At 71.2% G+C, this 15,259-nt stretch carries 13 protein-coding genes; 7 read left to right on the top strand and 6 right to left on the bottom strand.

The window, feature by feature from the left end; genetic code table 11:
- The first annotated feature begins 66 nt into the window (after positions 1 to 66).
- The 4 genes from QSJ97_RS12055 to QSJ97_RS12040 all read left to right on the top strand — a co-directional run bounded on the left by QSJ97_RS12055 (position 67) and on the right by QSJ97_RS12040 (position 4,804).
- A complete protein-coding gene (locus tag QSJ97_RS12055) occupies positions 67 to 1,635 on the top strand; it encodes a methyltransferase regulatory domain-containing protein (RefSeq protein WP_285672019.1) in 1,569 nt (522 codons plus the stop codon).
- 126 nt (positions 1,636 to 1,761) lie between these two features.
- Positions 1,762 to 2,733: a TRAP transporter substrate-binding protein gene (locus QSJ97_RS12050; protein WP_285672018.1), complete on the top strand. Its 972-nt coding sequence runs from the start codon at positions 1,762 to 1,764 to the stop codon at positions 2,731 to 2,733.
- Between the two features lie 5 nt (positions 2,734 to 2,738).
- Positions 2,739 to 3,272, top strand: coding sequence for a TRAP transporter small permease (locus QSJ97_RS12045; RefSeq protein ID WP_285672017.1), 534 nt, complete (start codon positions 2,739 to 2,741; stop codon positions 3,270 to 3,272).
- Positions 3,273 to 3,478: 206 nt separating this feature from the next.
- On the top strand, positions 3,479 to 4,804 hold the full coding sequence (locus tag QSJ97_RS12040) for a TRAP transporter large permease (protein ID WP_285672016.1): 1,326 nt from the start codon (positions 3,479 to 3,481) through the stop codon (positions 4,802 to 4,804).
- A gap of 120 nt (positions 4,805 to 4,924) precedes the next feature.
- Here QSJ97_RS12040 and QSJ97_RS12035 read toward each other — a convergent pair whose 3' ends face one another.
- Positions 4,925 to 6,157 (bottom strand): ABC transporter substrate-binding protein, encoded by a 1,233-nt coding sequence (locus QSJ97_RS12035; RefSeq protein WP_285672015.1) that lies wholly within the window; start codon positions 6,155 to 6,157, stop codon positions 4,925 to 4,927.
- Positions 6,158 to 6,410: 253 nt separating this feature from the next.
- On the opposite strand from QSJ97_RS12035, the gene dctP reads away from it, so the two are divergent.
- On the top strand, positions 6,411 to 7,523 hold the full coding sequence (dctP, locus tag QSJ97_RS12030) for a TRAP transporter substrate-binding protein DctP (RefSeq protein WP_285672014.1): 1,113 nt from the start codon (positions 6,411 to 6,413) through the stop codon (positions 7,521 to 7,523).
- Positions 7,524 to 7,596: 73 nt separating this feature from the next.
- Here the strand turns inward: dctP and QSJ97_RS12025 are convergent, their stop codons facing one another.
- From QSJ97_RS12025 to QSJ97_RS12010, 4 genes are all read right to left on the bottom strand, one after another.
- A complete protein-coding gene (locus QSJ97_RS12025; protein WP_285672013.1) occupies positions 7,597 to 8,103 on the bottom strand; it encodes a copper chaperone PCu(A)C in 507 nt (168 codons plus the stop codon).
- A gap of 86 nt (positions 8,104 to 8,189) precedes the next feature.
- Positions 8,190 to 9,275, bottom strand: coding sequence for a transporter family protein (locus tag QSJ97_RS12020; RefSeq protein ID WP_285672012.1), 1,086 nt, complete (start codon positions 9,273 to 9,275; stop codon positions 8,190 to 8,192).
- Between the two features lie 76 nt (positions 9,276 to 9,351).
- Positions 9,352 to 9,729 carry a hypothetical protein gene (locus QSJ97_RS12015; RefSeq protein ID WP_285672011.1) on the bottom strand — a complete coding sequence of 126 codons (378 nt, stop codon included), beginning with the start codon at positions 9,727 to 9,729 and terminating at the stop codon, positions 9,352 to 9,354.
- Positions 9,730 to 9,938: 209 nt separating this feature from the next.
- Positions 9,939 to 12,074, bottom strand: a complete 2,136-nt coding sequence (locus tag QSJ97_RS12010) for a fasciclin domain-containing protein (protein ID WP_285672010.1) — start codon at positions 12,072 to 12,074, stop codon at positions 9,939 to 9,941.
- 248 nt (positions 12,075 to 12,322) lie between these two features.
- Here QSJ97_RS12010 and ndk point away from each other — a divergent pair, with 248 nt between their 5' ends.
- Entirely contained in the window at positions 12,323 to 12,745 is a 423-nt protein-coding gene (gene ndk / locus QSJ97_RS12005) for a nucleoside-diphosphate kinase (RefSeq protein WP_285672009.1), read from the top strand.
- An 80-nt stretch (positions 12,746 to 12,825) separates the two neighbouring features.
- On the opposite strand, the gene QSJ97_RS12000 is transcribed toward ndk, so the two are convergent.
- Positions 12,826 to 14,103: an MFS transporter gene (locus tag QSJ97_RS12000; protein ID WP_285672008.1), complete on the bottom strand. Its 1,278-nt coding sequence runs from the start codon at positions 14,101 to 14,103 to the stop codon at positions 12,826 to 12,828.
- A gap of 559 nt (positions 14,104 to 14,662) precedes the next feature.
- Between QSJ97_RS12000 and QSJ97_RS11995 the strand changes: the two genes are divergently transcribed.
- Positions 14,663 to 14,941: an alpha/beta hydrolase family protein gene (locus QSJ97_RS11995; protein WP_285672007.1), complete on the top strand. Its 279-nt coding sequence runs from the start codon at positions 14,663 to 14,665 to the stop codon at positions 14,939 to 14,941.
- Positions 14,942 to 15,259: the final 318 nt, after the last annotated feature.

Genomic DNA, 15,259 nt, shown 5'->3' with positions numbered 1-15,259 from the left:
GCCGTCCGGGGGGCGGGCACCGGTGATCCGGTGTCGGCACGGCACGCCATCGCGGGGAGGGCGAGAATGGCTGACTGGTCCGGCGGCTATGTGGTCGATCAGGATTACATCCGGGAGTACTACGAGGAATACGCGCCCGCGCATCTCGACTTCGCCGTCGCGCAATGCGGTGTCTCTCCGCCGGCGCATGACGGTTCGTCGTTCCGCTATTGCGATATCGGCTGCGGTCACGGGCTGGTCGGCACGGTGGTCGCGGCGGCCAATCCGCGGGCCGAGATCCACAACATCGACTTCATGCCCGGCCATGTCGCGAGCGGGCGGCGGCTGGCGGCGGAGACCGGGCTGCGCAACATCGCCTTCCACGAGCTCTCCTTCGAGGAGGCCTGCGAGGCGGACCTGCCGCAGTTCGACTACATCGTGGCCCATGGCATCCACTCCTGGGTCTCGCGCGAGGCGCGTGCCGCGCTGGTGCGCTTCGTCGGCCAGCAGCTCGCGCCCGGCGGCGTCTTCTATGTGAGCTACAACGCGCTGCCCGGCCGGTCCATGCTCGAGCCGCTGCAGCGGATGCTGTGGGAGCGCGCGCGCATCACGCCCGGCAAGTCCGACGACGTGGCGATGCAGGCGGTCGAGTTCGTGCGCAAGCTCGTCGAGGTCGAGGCAAGCTCGCTGACGCTGAACAAGTTCATCATGCACAAGCTCGATGAGATCGTCGACCGGCCGACCCGCTACCTCGCGCATGAATACCTGAATGCCGACTGGAACCCGTCCTATGTCACCGAGGTGATGGAGGAGATGGCCGCCGCCAAGCTGTCCTACGCGGCCTCGGCGGAGCTGCTGCGCAACCGCCCGGAATGGTGCCTCAACGGCAACCAGCTCGCGCTGGTCCACGAGCAGCCGACCGACGCGATGCGCGAGCTCACCCGCGACTACTGCATGAACACCGCCTTCCGGAAGGACATCTACAGCCGCGGCGGGCGGCGGCTGAGCCCGGTAGGCCGGGCAGCGGTGCTGGGTGAGCGGGTGATCGCGCTGCGCTGCGCACCGGAGGCCCTGAGCTTCGAGGTGGAGCTGCCCGGCCAGACGCTGCAGTTCGACAACGAGGCGACGCGGATCGTCGCCGCGCGGCTGGCGCACGGGCCGGCGACCATCGCCACGCTCGCCGAGGAGGTCGGCATCGAGGCGGCGATCAGCACTGCCGAGGTGCTGCTGATCTCGGCCCAGGCGCTGCCGCTGATGCGCACCGAGGCGCAGCCGGTGCCGAGCTTCAACGCCGCCGTGCACCGCCATGCCATGGGCGAGGTGGCGATCGGGGTCTTCGCCAGCCCATACGGCGCGGGGCTCTCGGCGGGGCTGGTCGATCAGGTGATGGCGGAGCTCGGTGCCGACGGACCCGATGCGGACACGCTGTCGCGCCGGATGCTGGCGGCGATGGAGGCGATCGGCCGGCTGCCGGTGCGCGACGGCGAGGCGCTCGAGGGCGAGGCGGCGGTGGCGCATATCCTGCCCGAGGCGGAGAACTTCATCGCCAACCGGGCACCGGCGCTGCGGGGGCTCGGGATCATGCCGCCGCTGCCCGCCGGCGCCGCCTCCGAGACCGTCGCCGACGGCGCGCCGGGGCGCGTGCCTCCCGCTTGACAGCGCCGGGCCGGGCCGCCAGCGTTGATCGGGAGCCGGCGTCAGACCGGCGTCAAGGCGGTGCCGGCCCGGGCCGGCGCGCGCAGGGATGCCGGCACGGACCGGCGCACAACAGGGGATCATCCGATGAAGGCATTTCTCGCGGCCACGGCGGTGGCGGTCATTCTCGGTGCGGCGGGCCAGGCCCAGGCAGAGACCTGGGACATGCCTATGGCCTATGCCGACAGCAACTACCACACGCAGAACGGCAAGCTCTTCGCCGAGGCGGTGACGATCTGCACCGGCGGCGAGCTGGAGATCACCGTGCATGGTGGCGGCTCGCTGTTCGGCGGCGGCGACATCAAGCGCGCGGTGCAGACCGGCCAGGCGCCGATCGGCGAGCGGCTGCTTTCGGCCCACCAGAACGAGAGCCCGCTCTTCGGGGTCGACAGCGTGCCCTTCCTCGCCACCTCCTTCGAGGCCTCGGACAGGCTGGCCGCCGCGGCGCGCCCGGTGCTCGAGAGCCTGCTGGCCGAGCAGAACCTCGTGCTGCTCTATTCGGTGCCCTGGCCGCCGCAGGGCTTCTATGCGAACAAGCCGATCGAGGGCGTGGCCGACATGGCGGGGCTGAAGTTCCGCGCCTACAACGCCGCCACCGCGCGGCTCGCCGAGCTGGCCGGCATGCAGCCGGTGCAGATCGAGGCGGCCGAGCTCTCCCAGGCGCTGGCCACGGGCGTGGCAGAGGCCTTCATCTCCTCCGGCTCGACCGGCTACGACCGCAAGGTCTGGGAGCATCTCAGCCATTTCTACGACACCCAGGCCTGGCTGCCGCGGAACTATGTCTTCGTCAACAAGGATGCCTATGACGGCGCCTCGGAGCGGGTGAAGGGCTGCCTGCGCTCGGCGGCGATGATGGCCGAGGTGGCCGGCACCACCCGAGCCCGCGAGCTCACCGGCTGGTATGTCAAGGAGCTCGCCGCCAACGGCATGACCGTCGGCGCACCGGGCGAGCGACTGGCCGCGGGGCTGGCCGAGCTCGGCGCGATCCTCGCCGCCGAGTGGGCCGAGGCGGCCGGCAGCCAGGGCGCCGAGATCCTCGAGGCCTTCGGGGCGGAGTGAGCCCGGTGCCGCAGGTGGCGGCGCGCCTGCGCCGCGCGCTCGATGCGCTCTACCTCGCCGCCGCCTGGGTCGCGGCGGCGGCGCTGGTGGCGATGCTGGGCGTGATCTGCGTGCAGATGGCGGCGCGCTGGTTCGCCTTCGGCTTCCCCGGCAGCACGGCCTATGCCGGCTACTGCATGGCGGCGGCGAGCTTCCTGGCGCTGCCCCATGCGCTGAACCGCGGCGCGCATATCCGGGTCGGGCTGCTGCTCTCCGCGCTCGGCCGGCACCGGCACTGGGGCGAGCTCTGGTGCCTCGCGGTGGGCGCGGGGCTGGCGAGCTACTTCGCCTGGTACGCGATCCGGGCGACCCGCTGGTCGCTGAAGTTCAACGATATCTCGCAGGGGCAGGACGCGACGCCGCTCTGGATCCCGCAGCTCGCGATGTGCGCCGGCACGCTGCTGCTGGCGCTAGCGCTCTGGGACAATCTCGTGTTGCGGCTGCTGACGCGGGACGACAACATCCGCGCCGAAACGGTGGAGGCTGCGCGCGATGGCTGACCGGGCAGGCCCGCCACCTCCCCCACCCCTGCACCGTCGCGGCGGCTGCGAGCGCATCGTGGCCCACCCAAGGGAGGCGGCGGGCCGGCGCTTGCCGAATGCTCTCGCGCCCTTCCCCATCCGCGGCGCGGCGGTGCTCTCCGGGCGCGGGGTGGGCGGGCGGGCGCGCCCGGAGAGCACCGCCGCGCCGCGGATGGGGGGCTGAGATGGAGGCGCTCGGCTTCGCCGCGATCTTCCTCTTCGTGCTGTTCCTGCTGCTGGGCAGCGGGGTCTGGGTGGCGCTGGCGCTGATCGGCGTCGCGGTCACCGGGATGGAGCTCTTCACCGCACGGCCCGCGGGCGACGCGATGATCACCACGATCTGGTCGACCTCCTCGTCCTGGACGCTGACCGCGCTGCCGCTGTTCATCTGGATGGGCGAGATCCTCTACCGCACGCGCCTCTCGGAGGACATGTTCCGCGGCCTCAGCCCCTGGATGACCGGGCTGCCCGGCGGGCTGCTGCACACCAACATCGTCGGCTGCACGATCTTCGCCGCGGTCTCGGGTTCCTCCGCCGCCACCCTCACCACGGTGGGCAAGATGGCGATCCCGGAATTGCGCCGCCGCGGCTATCCGGAGTTCATGACCATCGGCACGCTGGCCGGCGCCGCCACGCTCGGTCTGATGATCCCGCCCTCGCTGACGCTCATCGTCTATGGCGTCACGATCAACGAATCGATCTCCAAGCTCTTCATGGCCGGCATCCTGCCCGGGCTGGTGCTGGCGCTCGGCTTCATGGGCTATGTCGTGGGCTGGCACTATCTCCGCCCCGGTCAGCGCCCGGCGCCCGAGCCGCGGATGCCGCTCCGCCAGCGGCTCTGGGCGGCACGGGCGCTGATCCCGGTGCTGCTGCTCGTCGCCTTCGTGATCGGCTCGATGTATCTCGGCTTCGCCACCGCCACCGAGGCGGCGGCCTTCGGGGTGGTCGGGGCGCTGGTGCTGGCCGCCGGCCAGGGCGCGCTCACGCCGGCCTCCTTCGGCGCCTCGCTGATGGGGGCGGTGCGGACCTCGGCCATGGTCGCCTTCATCCTGATGGGCGCGGCCTTCCTGTCGCTCGCCATGGGCTTCACCGGGCTGCCGCGGGCGCTCGCCGGCTTCATCGCCGGGCTCGAGCTCTCACCCTTCGCGCTGATCCTGGCACTCACGGTGTTCTACATCGTGATCGGCTGCTTCCTCGACGGGATCTCCTCGGTGGTGCTGACCATGGCGGTGGTCGAGCCGATGGTGAACGTGCCGGCCTTCCGCGAGCTCGGCTTCGACATGATCTGGTTCGGCATCTTCGTGGTGGTGGTGGTGGAGATGGCCCAGATCACCCCGCCGATCGGGTTCAACCTCTTCGTCATGCAGGGGCTGGCCGGGCGCGAGATCGGCTATGTCGCGCGCACCGCATTTCCGATGTTCCTGATCATGCTGGCGATGGTCGGGGTGCTGCTGATGCTGCCGGAGCTCGCCACCTGGCTGCCGGAGACCATGCGCACGCGTCCTGGCTGATCGGCCCGGCCGATCGGCGGCGCAACGCCCCGCCGCCGACCATGGGTGGGCTCTTGAAACCTCTGCCGGAGGGCGGACCCTCGACAGGGTGGGGGAGGCGGCGGGCCTCCCCGGCCCGTCTCAGCGCAGCACCTCGACCTTCCAGGTGCCGTCGGTCTTGGCGGTGTTGACCGAGAACAGCCCCAGCGTGTCGCCATGCTCGTCGAACAGGATCTCGCCCGAGGCGCCGAGATAGTCGATGTCGCGGCCCTCGGCGATCAGCGCCTTGGCCTTGGCCCATTCGCCCGGCATCACCGGCACGCCGGGGGCGTTGGCGACCTTGCGCAGCGCCTCGGCCATGCGCGAGGGGTCGGCCGCGCCGATCTGCTCGATCGCCAGCGCGGTCAGGTAGACCGCGTCATAGCCATGCGGCGTGAAGGGCACGGTGGGGTCGAGCCCGGCGCTCTCGAGCGCCGCGGCAAAGCGCCGATAGGGTTCGGAGGTGTCGTCGGCGGCGGCAATCATGAACAGCGAGAAGCCCATGTTCTCCGCACCGACCTGGGCGATCAGGCCCTCGTTCACCATGCCGTCGGCGCCGATGAAGGTGTCGTACTTGCCCTTGCGGATCGCCGCTTCCATGATCTCGGCCCCGGAGGCGTCGTAATAAGCGAAGATCACCAGCGCCTCGGCGCCCTCGACATCGAGCCGGTCGACCAGCTCGCGGTAGTCGGTCTCGCCGGCCGTGTGCTCCTCGAGCGCCAGCACCTTGCCGCCGTTCTGCTGGTAGACCTCGACGAATGCCTTGCCGACGCCGGCATTGTAGTCGTCATCGGCATAGGTCACGGCGACGCGGGTGATGTAGCGGTCATGCACCATCCCCGAGAGCGCCACCGAGAGATAGGCGTCGGAGGGCGGCGTGCGGAACACCAGGTCCTGGTCCTCGAGCCCGGTGATCGCCGGCGAGGTGGCGCTGTGCGAGAGCACCACCCGGCCCGCCGGGATCGCCACCTCGCGCGCCATCGCCAGGGTCGCGCCCGAGCAGGTCGCGCCGATCACCGAGACGATCTCCGGATCCGCCAGGATCTCCTTCGCCGAGGTCACCGCGGGCTCCGGCGCGCAGCCGCCATCGCCCTCGACCAGTTTCAGCGGGCGCGCATCGGCAAACAGCCCGCCCTGCGCGTTGATCTCCTCGGCGGCGAGCCGCTGGGTCGCCGCGATCTTCTGCCCGACATGGGAATAGGCTCCGGTGAGATCGGTGATCGCCGCCACCCTGACCTCCTGCGCCGCGGCGTCGCCGGCCGCTCCGGTCATGCCGGCCAGCGCCATCCCTAGCGCCGCCAGAGCCCCGCGAATATGCCACTGCCGATTGCTCATGCTGTCCCTCGCTGTACCAAGTCATGCTGCATTGCAGTAATTTGCCTGCACAATGCCGTTCCGCGGGTCTCCGTGCAAGGTCCACCCGCTATGAGTGCGTGCCTCTGCCGTGCAAATTGTTATATGCCTTCCCTTTCTGCGTGTGCCTCGCTTTAATAGCCATTGAAGAACTGTTTTGGTATACCACGTGCCCGATCTGGTTCGTGCTGCGAGACGATTCGGGTAGGGGCAGCGAGGAAGAGGGGGACCACCCATGACCGAGACAACCGTCGCGCGCGGCAGCAGCCGCCGCGAGTTCCTGCGCGGCAGCGCGGTGGCGGGGGCGGCCACGCTGGCTGCGCCGGCCCTGGCCACCGCTCAGGGCGCGACCACCACCTGGCGCGTGCAGACAGCCTGGTCCGGGGGGGCCGGGCTCGAGACCTTCCGCGCATGGTGCGCCTCGATCGTCGAGAAGACCAACGGCCAGCTCGCCTTCGAGCCGCTCGACCCGTCCAACGGCGTCGGCGGCTTCAAGATCTACAACGCCGTTTCCGAGGGCCGATTCGAGGCCGGCAACGTCTTCACCATCTATTCCGGCCAGCTCTTCCCGGCGGGGGATTTCCTCAGCTCCTACCCGATGGCGATGCGCGCGCCGCACGAGTTCGACACCTTCTACTACGGTCTCGGCGGGCTGGAGCTGGCGCGCAGGCAGTTCGCCAATATCGGCCTGCACTATGTCGGGCCGGTCCATCACGGGCCGAACATCATCCACTCGAAGAAGATGATTAACCGGATCGACGATTTCCGCGGGCTCAGGATGCGCACCCCCGGCGGCATGGTTGCCGAGCTGTTCCAGGCGGTCGGCGCCGAGACGGTCTCGCTGCCGGGCGAGAAGATCTTCGCCGCGCTGCAGTCGGGCGAGATCGACTGCGCCGACTATGTCGGCCCGGCGATCAACTACGATCTCGGCTTCGCCAAGGAGACCCGCTTCATCTCGATGGGCCCGCCGGGATACATGTCGGTCTACCAGCCGGTCGACCTGATGGATCTCACGGTGAACATGGCCGCCTGGCAGGCGCTGGCGCCGGAGATGCAGTTCTTCCTCGACAACGAGGTGCAGGCCTATTCCAACCTGCACCACGCGGCGATCCAGAAGGCCGACCAGGAAGCCTGGCCGAAATTCGAGGAGGCCGGCACCATGGTGACCCGGCTGTCGGACGAGGATGTCCGCCTGCTGACCAAGCTGGCGCTGCCGATCTGGATGAAATATGCCAAGCGCGACGCCGCCTCGACCGAAATCTTCAAGATCCAGCTCGACTACATGACCAGCGGCTCGCTAGGTTATGTCGACAAGGTGATGGCCGACTTCATCGCCGCCGATCTCTGACTGCGTTCTCGGCGCCTTGCAGGGGCCGAACGGGGAGGGGGCCGCCGCTCGCGGCCCCCTTTCTCGTGCGGGATCAGTGTTTGGTGCCGTGGCCGCCGTCATCGGAGCGGTGCCCGCCGCCATGCATCTCCGAGCTCGGCTTCATCTCCACCTTGACCTCGACCTCGATCTCGCCGGCCGCCTCGAAGCTGAGCGTCATCGGGAAGCTGTCGCCCGGGCGGAAGTTTCCGGCGGCGCCGAACAGCATCATGTGATGCCTGCCGGGTGCGAGCGCCACGGTGGCGCCGGCGGGCAGCTCGACCGCCTCCACCCGCATCATCTTCATCACGCCGTCCGCCATCTCCATGGTGTGCAGCTCGACGGTCTCGAAGGCCGGCGAGCTGGCGGCGAGCAGCCGGTCCGCGGTCTCCCCGCCATTGGTGATCTCGACATAGGCCGCGGCCGGGCGGTTGGGCAGGTTGGGCCGCGCCCAGGGATGGTCGATGACCAGCGCGCCGAGCGTGAACTCATGCGCGAGGGCCGGGGTCGCGGCGGCGAGCAGGGCGGCCGCGAGGGCGGGAACGAGCAGCAAGCGTTTCATCAGGGTCTCCGTTTCGGATTGCAGCGGTTCGGTTTGGGTTCGGCATGGCGCCGGTTCCGGCTTCCCGTGCCCGGCGCCGGTTTCGTTCAGAACGCGACCTGGTAGCCGAGGGTGACCGTCCAGTCGGTCTCCATCTGCGGGCCGTTCAGGTCCTGGTAGACCGGCACGCCGACCTCCAGCGCCAGGCGATGCCCGCGCAGGTAGCCGGACTGCCCGGCGAGGTTGATCCCGGCCAGCAGGCTCACCGTCCGGCCGCCGTAACTGTCCGGGTCGGCGGTCTGCACCGGCGCCATGATGTGCCGGTCGATGCCGTCGATGCGGCCGAGATGGCGCCCGGCGACACGGCCCGAGACGCTGATCCAGGGGCGCGGCGAATAGCTCGCCCAGGCGGTCAGCTCGGCACCGTGGCCGAGGCTGTAGCCCTCGTCGTTCTCGCCGAGGCGAAGGGTGCCGCTGGCCTGCGCGCCCCAGCCGAAGCCGCCGGCATGGCCGCTGTAGGTGAGCCCCGGCAGCAGGTCCGCGGTGCCGGAGCCGAGTTGCATCGCATAGGGCAGCCGCAGCACCGGGGTCATGCCGGTCGGCGCCAGCACGCTGTCGGTCTCGGTGATCGACCCGGTCGGCAGGCTGAGCCCGGCATTGACGTGGACATGGTGCGTCCCGTCCTCGTAGAGCCGCACCAGCCCGCCGAGCTTCACGTCGCCGAAGCCGGAGGTGGCGGTCGAGAAGGTGCCGAGGCGGGTGGTGCCGGTCGCCCCCATGAAGGTGATGTGATCCATGTCCTTGGTGACGTAGCTGCCCATGGCCGTCAGCGTCAGCCAGTCGGTGGGGGCATACATCGCGCCGACCATGTGCATGGTCATCTGCATCTCGGTCGGCACCACGCGCAGCGTCGGCGGCTGCATCGGCGCGCCGAAGAAGCGGTTCGGCACGGTGGTGGCGATGGTCTCGGGGGAGACCGCGTCGGTGCCGATGCGGTTGCCCTCCATGGCCATGTGCATGAAGCGGTAGGAGATCATGAACTCCCCCGCCTCGTGCATGTGGTCGCCCATCACGCCGATGGGGGCATGGCCGTCGGCGCGGACCGGGCCGGGGCCGGCCTCGTCATGGGCAAGCCCGGCAGCCGGGCAGGACAGTGCGCCCGCGAGGAGCGCGGGGAGAAATCGTCTGGTCATCGTCTGTCGCCTCGATCGCGCGCGTGGCCGTTCGGCCCGCGCTGTCCCTCAGAAAAGGTGGTTCCGTCGGGTGCGGTCAGGCGGCGGGCGGGGCCCGCGGGGGATGCGCGCGCAGGCCGGTGCGGGCCGGCGCCGGAGGCGGCACGAGCCGCGGGCGCGCTGCCGCGGCAGGCGCGGGCCGGGGCAGGTCGGGCAGGCCGGCATCGGCGAGCGCCGGGCCGAGTCCCATCCAGGGGCAGGGATCGGCGGCCTGGGTCTCGCCGCCGTCGGGGCCGGGCTCGGTCGGCCCGTCATAGCCCTCGAGCGCGACATAGACGATCTGCCCGCCGAGGCAGAGCGCGATCAGCCCCTCTTCCGCCGGCTTCGGCGCGGCCAGCGCCGTGCCCGCGACAAGGCGCAGCACGAGCAGGCAGACGACGAGCCCGAGGGCGAGAGATTGGCGGAGCCGCAGCATGGGGCGGAGCCTAGCCCGGCCGTTCACCCCGCGCAATCGGGCGCCCCTGCGACCTCTGGCACCGGGCGCCAGGGGCGCCACGGGGCGCGGCGGTGCCGGGAGGGAGGCGGGGTCCGCCGGGCGAAGGGGGGCGCAACGGTGATCTCCGGTGCAGCGGCTGCAGGGTGGGCGGGGCCCGGCGGACCCCGCCTCCCGGGTTCTGCCGGGCGTCAGGCGAGCAGCAGCACCCCGTCATCGGTGGTGTTCTCTGTGAGGTTCCGGAACTCCGGGCTCTCGGCGAAGGCCAGCAGCAGCCCGGCGGTGTCGATCACGCCGGTGTCCACCGCGTTCTGCCAGAAGGCCTCGCCCGCCTCGTCCGGCGCGCGGCCGAGGAAGTTGCCGTAGAACTCCTCGACGATCTCGTCGTCGTTCGGCACCTCGCCGCCGAAGAGCGAGAGGAACTCGTCCGACGCCAGGATCGCCTCGGCCACCATGTCGAGCCCGTCCTCGGCGGCTACATCGGTCCAGAAGGTGACGCCGGCGATGTCGCCCTCGCGGCCGAGCCCGACGCCGTAGAGCCGGAACACCGAGGCGGCGAGCGGGTCGTCGCTGACCGTCACGGTCTCGTCGGCAAACTGGAAGCTCTCGAGATTGAGCAGCGCGACCGAGGTGCCGTCGGTGGTGGCGGTGAAGCCGCCGTCGATATAGCCGAAGGCGGTGGCCTCCAGCGGGCCGGCGAAGACCGCGATGTCGGTGCCCGAGCCGCCATCGACCACGAGGATGCCCTCGGAGACCGCCAGCACGTCGTCGTCGCCGGTGCCGATGGCATCGGTCGCGTCCGGCACGTTGAGCGGCAGCAGCACCTCGTCGATCGCCTGGAGCAGCCCGTTGGCGGCGCGGATGTCGGAGGCGGCGTCGATGAAGCTGGCATCGGCGAAGCCCGGGTCCTCGTCGGTGAGCCCCGCGCCATCGACCGACGGGGCGCTGCCGAGCATCGAGGCGAGCGCCGGGCTGCCGGCCAGCTCGGTGCGCGAGAAGCTGCCGTCGATCACGTGGTAGAGCAGCACCGAGGACAGCAGCGGGATCGGGTCCGCCGCCTCGCCCGAGAGCGTGGTGAGCGCCGCGACGATGCTGTCGAAGGCGGCTTCCTCGGTGCTGCCGTCGCCGCCGAGCTGGGCGGCGAGCGACTGGAAGGCGGCATCGGTCGGGGCGAACAGGGTGAAGTCGTCATCCGCGCCGCCGAGCGCCGAGACGAGATCGGCGGCGGTGAGCGCGGCGAGCAGGATGTCGAAATCGTCGTTGTTGCCATCGAAGCCGTCGCCGGAGGCCGCGACGATGTCGGCGATGGTCTCGGCCGGCGCCGGGTCGGGGAGGTCGAGCGGCAGCAGCACGCCGTCGATCGGCTGCACCGTGCCGTTGGAGGCGGGCAGGTCGGTCAGCCCCTCGACGAAGGCGGGGTTCGGCACCTCCGGCTCGGCGTCGATCACGGTGCCGTCACCGGTGACGATCACCAGCGCGCCCGGCAGCAGGGTGCCGACGCTGGGCAGGGCCGCGAGCGCCGCGACCGAGAGCGCCTCCGGCACGCTGTGATAGCTGAGGATGTCGGCGAGCAGCGGGATCGGGTCGTCATCCGGCGCGAGGTCGGCCAGCCCATCGGCGATGGCCGCGAAGACCGCGTCGGTGTCGGCGGTGTCGCCCTCGAAGCCGAGCGCCACGGCGAGGTTGGCAAAGGCCGCATCGGTGGGGGCGAATACGGTGAACTCGGCATCCGGGTCGTCGAAGAGCTCGTCGAGCCCGGCCGCCTCGAGCGCCGCGGCCAGCACCTCGAAGCCCGGCGTGCCGGCGGCGATGTCGAGGATCGAGGGCGTGTCGTTGCCGGGGATGTCGAGCGGCACCAGCACCCGGTCGATCGCCTGGATGGTGCCGTTGGAGGCGGCGATGTCGGCCGAAGCGATGGAGGCGTCGAGCAGATCCGGCTCGAGGTCGATCAGACGGCCCTGCTGCGCGGTGATCGCGGCGCCCTCGAGCAGGGTGTCGATGCTCGCGGTCTCGAAGATCTGCGAAGCGGATTTCGCGCCGGGCGAGACATGGTAGAGCAGCACATCGGTCAGCACCGCCACCGCGTCGCCCTCGTCGTCGAGATCGGCCAGCGCGGCGGTGAGGAAGGCGGCCACCGCATCGAGATCGGCGCTGTCGCCGTCATAGCCGAGATCGGCGGCGAGCTGCACGAAGGCCGCATCGGTCGGCGCCAGAACCGTGAGGTCGGCCTCCGGATCGTCGAGCGCCGCGGTCAGTTCCGCGGTCTCGAGGAAGGCGGCCAGCAGCGTGAAATCCGGGCTGCCGGCGGCGATGGCCGCGATGGTCATGTTCTCTTCCATGGATGTCGTTCCCTGTCGTTTCGTCGCGGTCTTCGAGGACCGCCCGCTGCCGCAGAATTAGAACGCCGGGCAGGATCTCACAGAAAAATCTCTGCCGCTGCGCGGCGGATCGGCGCCCGCCCGGTGACCGTTGGTGCTTTTCCCCGGGAGAAGCGCATGCTAAAGGCGCCTCGCCGAATGCGGGGGCGCGGCCCTCGCCCATTCCCAACCGACGCAAGCGAACGAGGACCGAGGCCATGGCCGTGACCCGCACCTTCTCCATCATCAAGCCCGATGCCACCAAGCGCAACCTGACCGGCAAGATCAATGCCAAGCTCGAGGATGCGGGCCTGCGCATCGTTGCCCAGAAGCGCATCCACATGACCAAGGCGCAGGCCGAGAAATTCTACGAAGTGCATGCCGCGCGCCCGTTCTACGGCGAGCTGACCGACTTCATGAGCTCCGCGCCGGTCGTGGTGCAGGTCCTCGAGGGCGAGGACGCGGTGGCGAAGAACCGCGAGGTGATGGGCGCGACCAACCCGGCCGAGGCGGCCGAGGGCACCATCCGCAAGGAGTTCGCGCTGTCGATCGGCGAGAACTCGGTGCACGGCTCCGATTCGGAGGAGAACGCCGCCATCGAGATCGCCTATTTCTTCTCCGGCACCGAGATCGTCGGCTGAGGCTTCGGCCCGGCCGGCCGGCGGCACAGCCGGCCCTGCGAGACGCAACGACCCGGCCGGTGCCGCACCGGCCGGGTTTTTCATGCGCGGCCCTCGGCCTCCGGCAGGGTCCAGGCCAGCGCCGCGCCACCGGCGGTGACCGCGGACAGCAGGCCGAGCAGCACCGGCAGCCCGGCGAGATCCGCCACCAGCCCGAGCCCGCCGCCGAGCAGCAGCACCGCCCCGATCGCGGTGTTGGAGAGCGCGGTGTAGAGCGCCCGGCGGTCGTCGTCGGCCATGTTGGTCAGATAGATCTTGCGCCCGGTGCGCACGCCCTCATAGCCGGTCTGCGCCGCGGCGACCGCCAGCACCGCCCCGGCGATGCCGCCGAGCCCGCCGGTCGGCGCCCCCGTGGCAGCGGCGGCAGCCAGCGCGATGGCCGCGAGGGCGCCGCCAAGGGCCAGCGCCTTCCGGCTCGAGCGGTCGGCGAGGTGGCCCCAGATCCAGCCCGAGGCGATGGAGGCGATCCCGGCCGCGATCACCAGCGGCCCGAGGCTGCCGAGGCCGGTACCGCCATCGCCGGTATGCGAGAGCATCACCAGGAAGGGCAGGGCGAAGGCGGTGGGGGTGAGCAGCGCGCGGGCCAGCACGAAACGGCCGAGCTGGCGGTCGCTGCGCAGCGGCGCGATCAGCTCGCGAAGCCCGTGCGTCCGGCCGCCGCCGCGCGGCGCATCGGCCGGCTCGTTGAGGGCGAGGGCCGTGGCGGCGGCGCCGAGCCAGGCCAGGCCCGCCACCAGCGCGGCGCCGGCGATCGCCGTGGGGGTCAGCGGCAGGATGCCGCTGGCGAGCAGCCCGCCGAAGACGAGCACCGCGGCGGCCCCGAGGCTGGCGGCACGGCCGGTGATGCGGCCCCGGCGGTCCTCCGCGACGGTGCGGGCCAGCATGTCCTTGTGGCTCACCGAGCAGACCGCGCGGGCCACCGCCAACAGCGCGAGAAGGGCCAGGATCACGAGGCCGGCGGCCAGCCCCTCGAGGGTCAGCGCGGCGAGGCCGATGCCGAGGGCCGCGACCCCTTGCAGCGCGGCGCCGAGCGCCCAGAAGCGCTTGCGCTGGCGGGCGGCACGGATCCGCGGGGCGAGCGCGAGCTGGGGCAGCAGCGCACCGGCCTCGCGCACCGGCACCAGCGCGCCGACGACGCCGGCCGGCGCGCCGAGCGCGCTGAGCAGCCAGGAGAGCACGAGCTTGGGATTGATCAGCCCGTCAGCCAGCTTGAACAGCGTCAGCGCGGCGAGATTGAGCGCCTCGCCAGCGGTGCTGCCGCGGCGCTGCGGCGGCCTCGCGTTCTCGGCTGCCGTCGGCGCGGGGGTCGTTGCGGTCATGGGTCACCTCCTCGGCGGTGAGAGCTAAGACAGCAGATCGGGATTGCGACCCGCAAGGCGGTTCGCGGGGGCGCCGCGTCGGGCCGGGCGCAGGCTGCCGATGTCATGCTCGCGGCGCGGGGGCGATGTTGCGCCGATTGCCACCAGACCGGCTGCCACCGGCGCTCCCGGCGGTCACGCGCCGCGGGTGGTTCGGGTGCCACCTGCGTGACAGTGGACGCGGCGCCCCCGCGGCGCGCGCCGGAGGCGCAGTGCCACCCGCTTGCCGCTGGCGGGAGAAGCGGGCGGCGGCGTCCTCACCTTCCACGAACGGCATCGTGATTGCGCACCTGATGCCGTGCCCCGCAAAGGGGCCATGCGCTTCTGCAACCGGGGGTCTGCCGGATGCGGTTTGCCTGCCATGCTGCCGTCGCCGTCCTGCTGCGCCTTGCGCCGTTCCTGGGTCCTGGCGTCGCCTGCCGCTGCCTGCTGTCCGCAGAGCGACTGCGCGATCGAGTAGCCTGCCGGCCCGCGGAGCTACCGTATCCGCCTGCCCGCGGCGGCCGCCACGAAGGCTGCCATGGGGGCCCCTGTCCCGGTTCTGCTCTACCAACACGGCTATCGCGGCCCTGCGGCGGCGGCGATGCGCAGCCCGGCGCTCGCCGAGAGGCTCGGCGCCGTCCTCGTCGCGGTGCAGTTCGATGGTGACGACTGGCAGATCGCCAACATGCCGGGGCACAGCCGGGTGCCTAGCTCCGACGCGCGCGTCCATGCGGATGCTCTGTTGGCCGATCTCGCGGGGCGTCACCCGGACGCTCCGAGGCGCATCGTCGCCACCGGCTTCTCGGGGGAGGCTTGATGGTCTGGACCCTGGCCCGCCGCGGCCCGCCGCGGCTCATGGGCTGCATTCCCGTGGCCGGAATCTTCCGGGTGCCGGTGCCGGAGCGCCGCGAGACCGGGGTGCGGTCGGTCTCCGTCGTGCACATCCTTGGCCGGGCCGACCGCATCGTGCCGCTCTGCAGGCACGCCATCGGAGACAAGCTGCAGGGGGCGGTGGCGGCAGCGCCGGCCGTGTTTTGCCCGGAGCGGCGGCTTCGGCCCGGAGGCACTCGCGCCCGGCGCGCCGGAGGGGCTCGCCTGCACCCCCCGGCGCGGCCTCGGCGGTGCGCGGCTCGAG

It is taken from the genome of Paralimibaculum aggregatum (assembly GCF_030270585.1).
Taxonomy (GTDB): domain Bacteria; phylum Pseudomonadota; class Alphaproteobacteria; order Rhodobacterales; family Rhodobacteraceae; genus Thermohalobaculum; species Thermohalobaculum aggregatum.
The sequence above is the reverse complement of the archived record's forward strand: the minus strand, read 5'-3'. Positions and strand labels throughout refer to the sequence as shown.

Bases quoted from the DNA above. Each gene is read 5' to 3' on its own strand.
- QSJ97_RS12055 (WP_285672019.1), top strand. From the start codon at position 67: ATGGCTGACTGGTCCGGCGGCTATGTGGTCGATCAGGATTACATCCGG.
- QSJ97_RS12050 (WP_285672018.1), top strand. From the start codon at position 1,762: ATGAAGGCATTTCTCGCGGCCACGGCGGTGGCGGTCATTCTCGGTGCG.
- QSJ97_RS12040 (WP_285672016.1), top strand. From the start codon at position 3,479: ATGGAGGCGCTCGGCTTCGCCGCGATCTTCCTCTTCGTGCTGTTCCTG.
- QSJ97_RS12035 (WP_285672015.1), bottom strand. From the start codon at position 6,157: ATGAGCAATCGGCAGTGGCATATTCGCGGGGCTCTGGCGGCGCTAGGG.
- dctP (WP_285672014.1), top strand. From the start codon at position 6,411: ATGACCGAGACAACCGTCGCGCGCGGCAGCAGCCGCCGCGAGTTCCTG.
- QSJ97_RS12025 (WP_285672013.1), bottom strand. From the start codon at position 8,103: ATGAAACGCTTGCTGCTCGTTCCCGCCCTCGCGGCCGCCCTGCTCGCC.
- QSJ97_RS12020 (WP_285672012.1), bottom strand. From the start codon at position 9,275: ATGACCAGACGATTTCTCCCCGCGCTCCTCGCGGGCGCACTGTCCTGC.
- QSJ97_RS12015 (WP_285672011.1), bottom strand. From the start codon at position 9,729: ATGCTGCGGCTCCGCCAATCTCTCGCCCTCGGGCTCGTCGTCTGCCTG.
- QSJ97_RS12010 (WP_285672010.1), bottom strand. From the start codon at position 12,074: ATGACCATCGCGGCCATCGCCGCCGGCAGCCCGGATTTCACGCTGCTG.
- ndk (WP_285672009.1), top strand. From the start codon at position 12,323: ATGGCCGTGACCCGCACCTTCTCCATCATCAAGCCCGATGCCACCAAG.
- QSJ97_RS12000 (WP_285672008.1), bottom strand. From the start codon at position 14,103: ATGACCGCAACGACCCCCGCGCCGACGGCAGCCGAGAACGCGAGGCCG.
- QSJ97_RS11995 (WP_285672007.1), top strand. From the start codon at position 14,663: ATGGGGGCCCCTGTCCCGGTTCTGCTCTACCAACACGGCTATCGCGGC.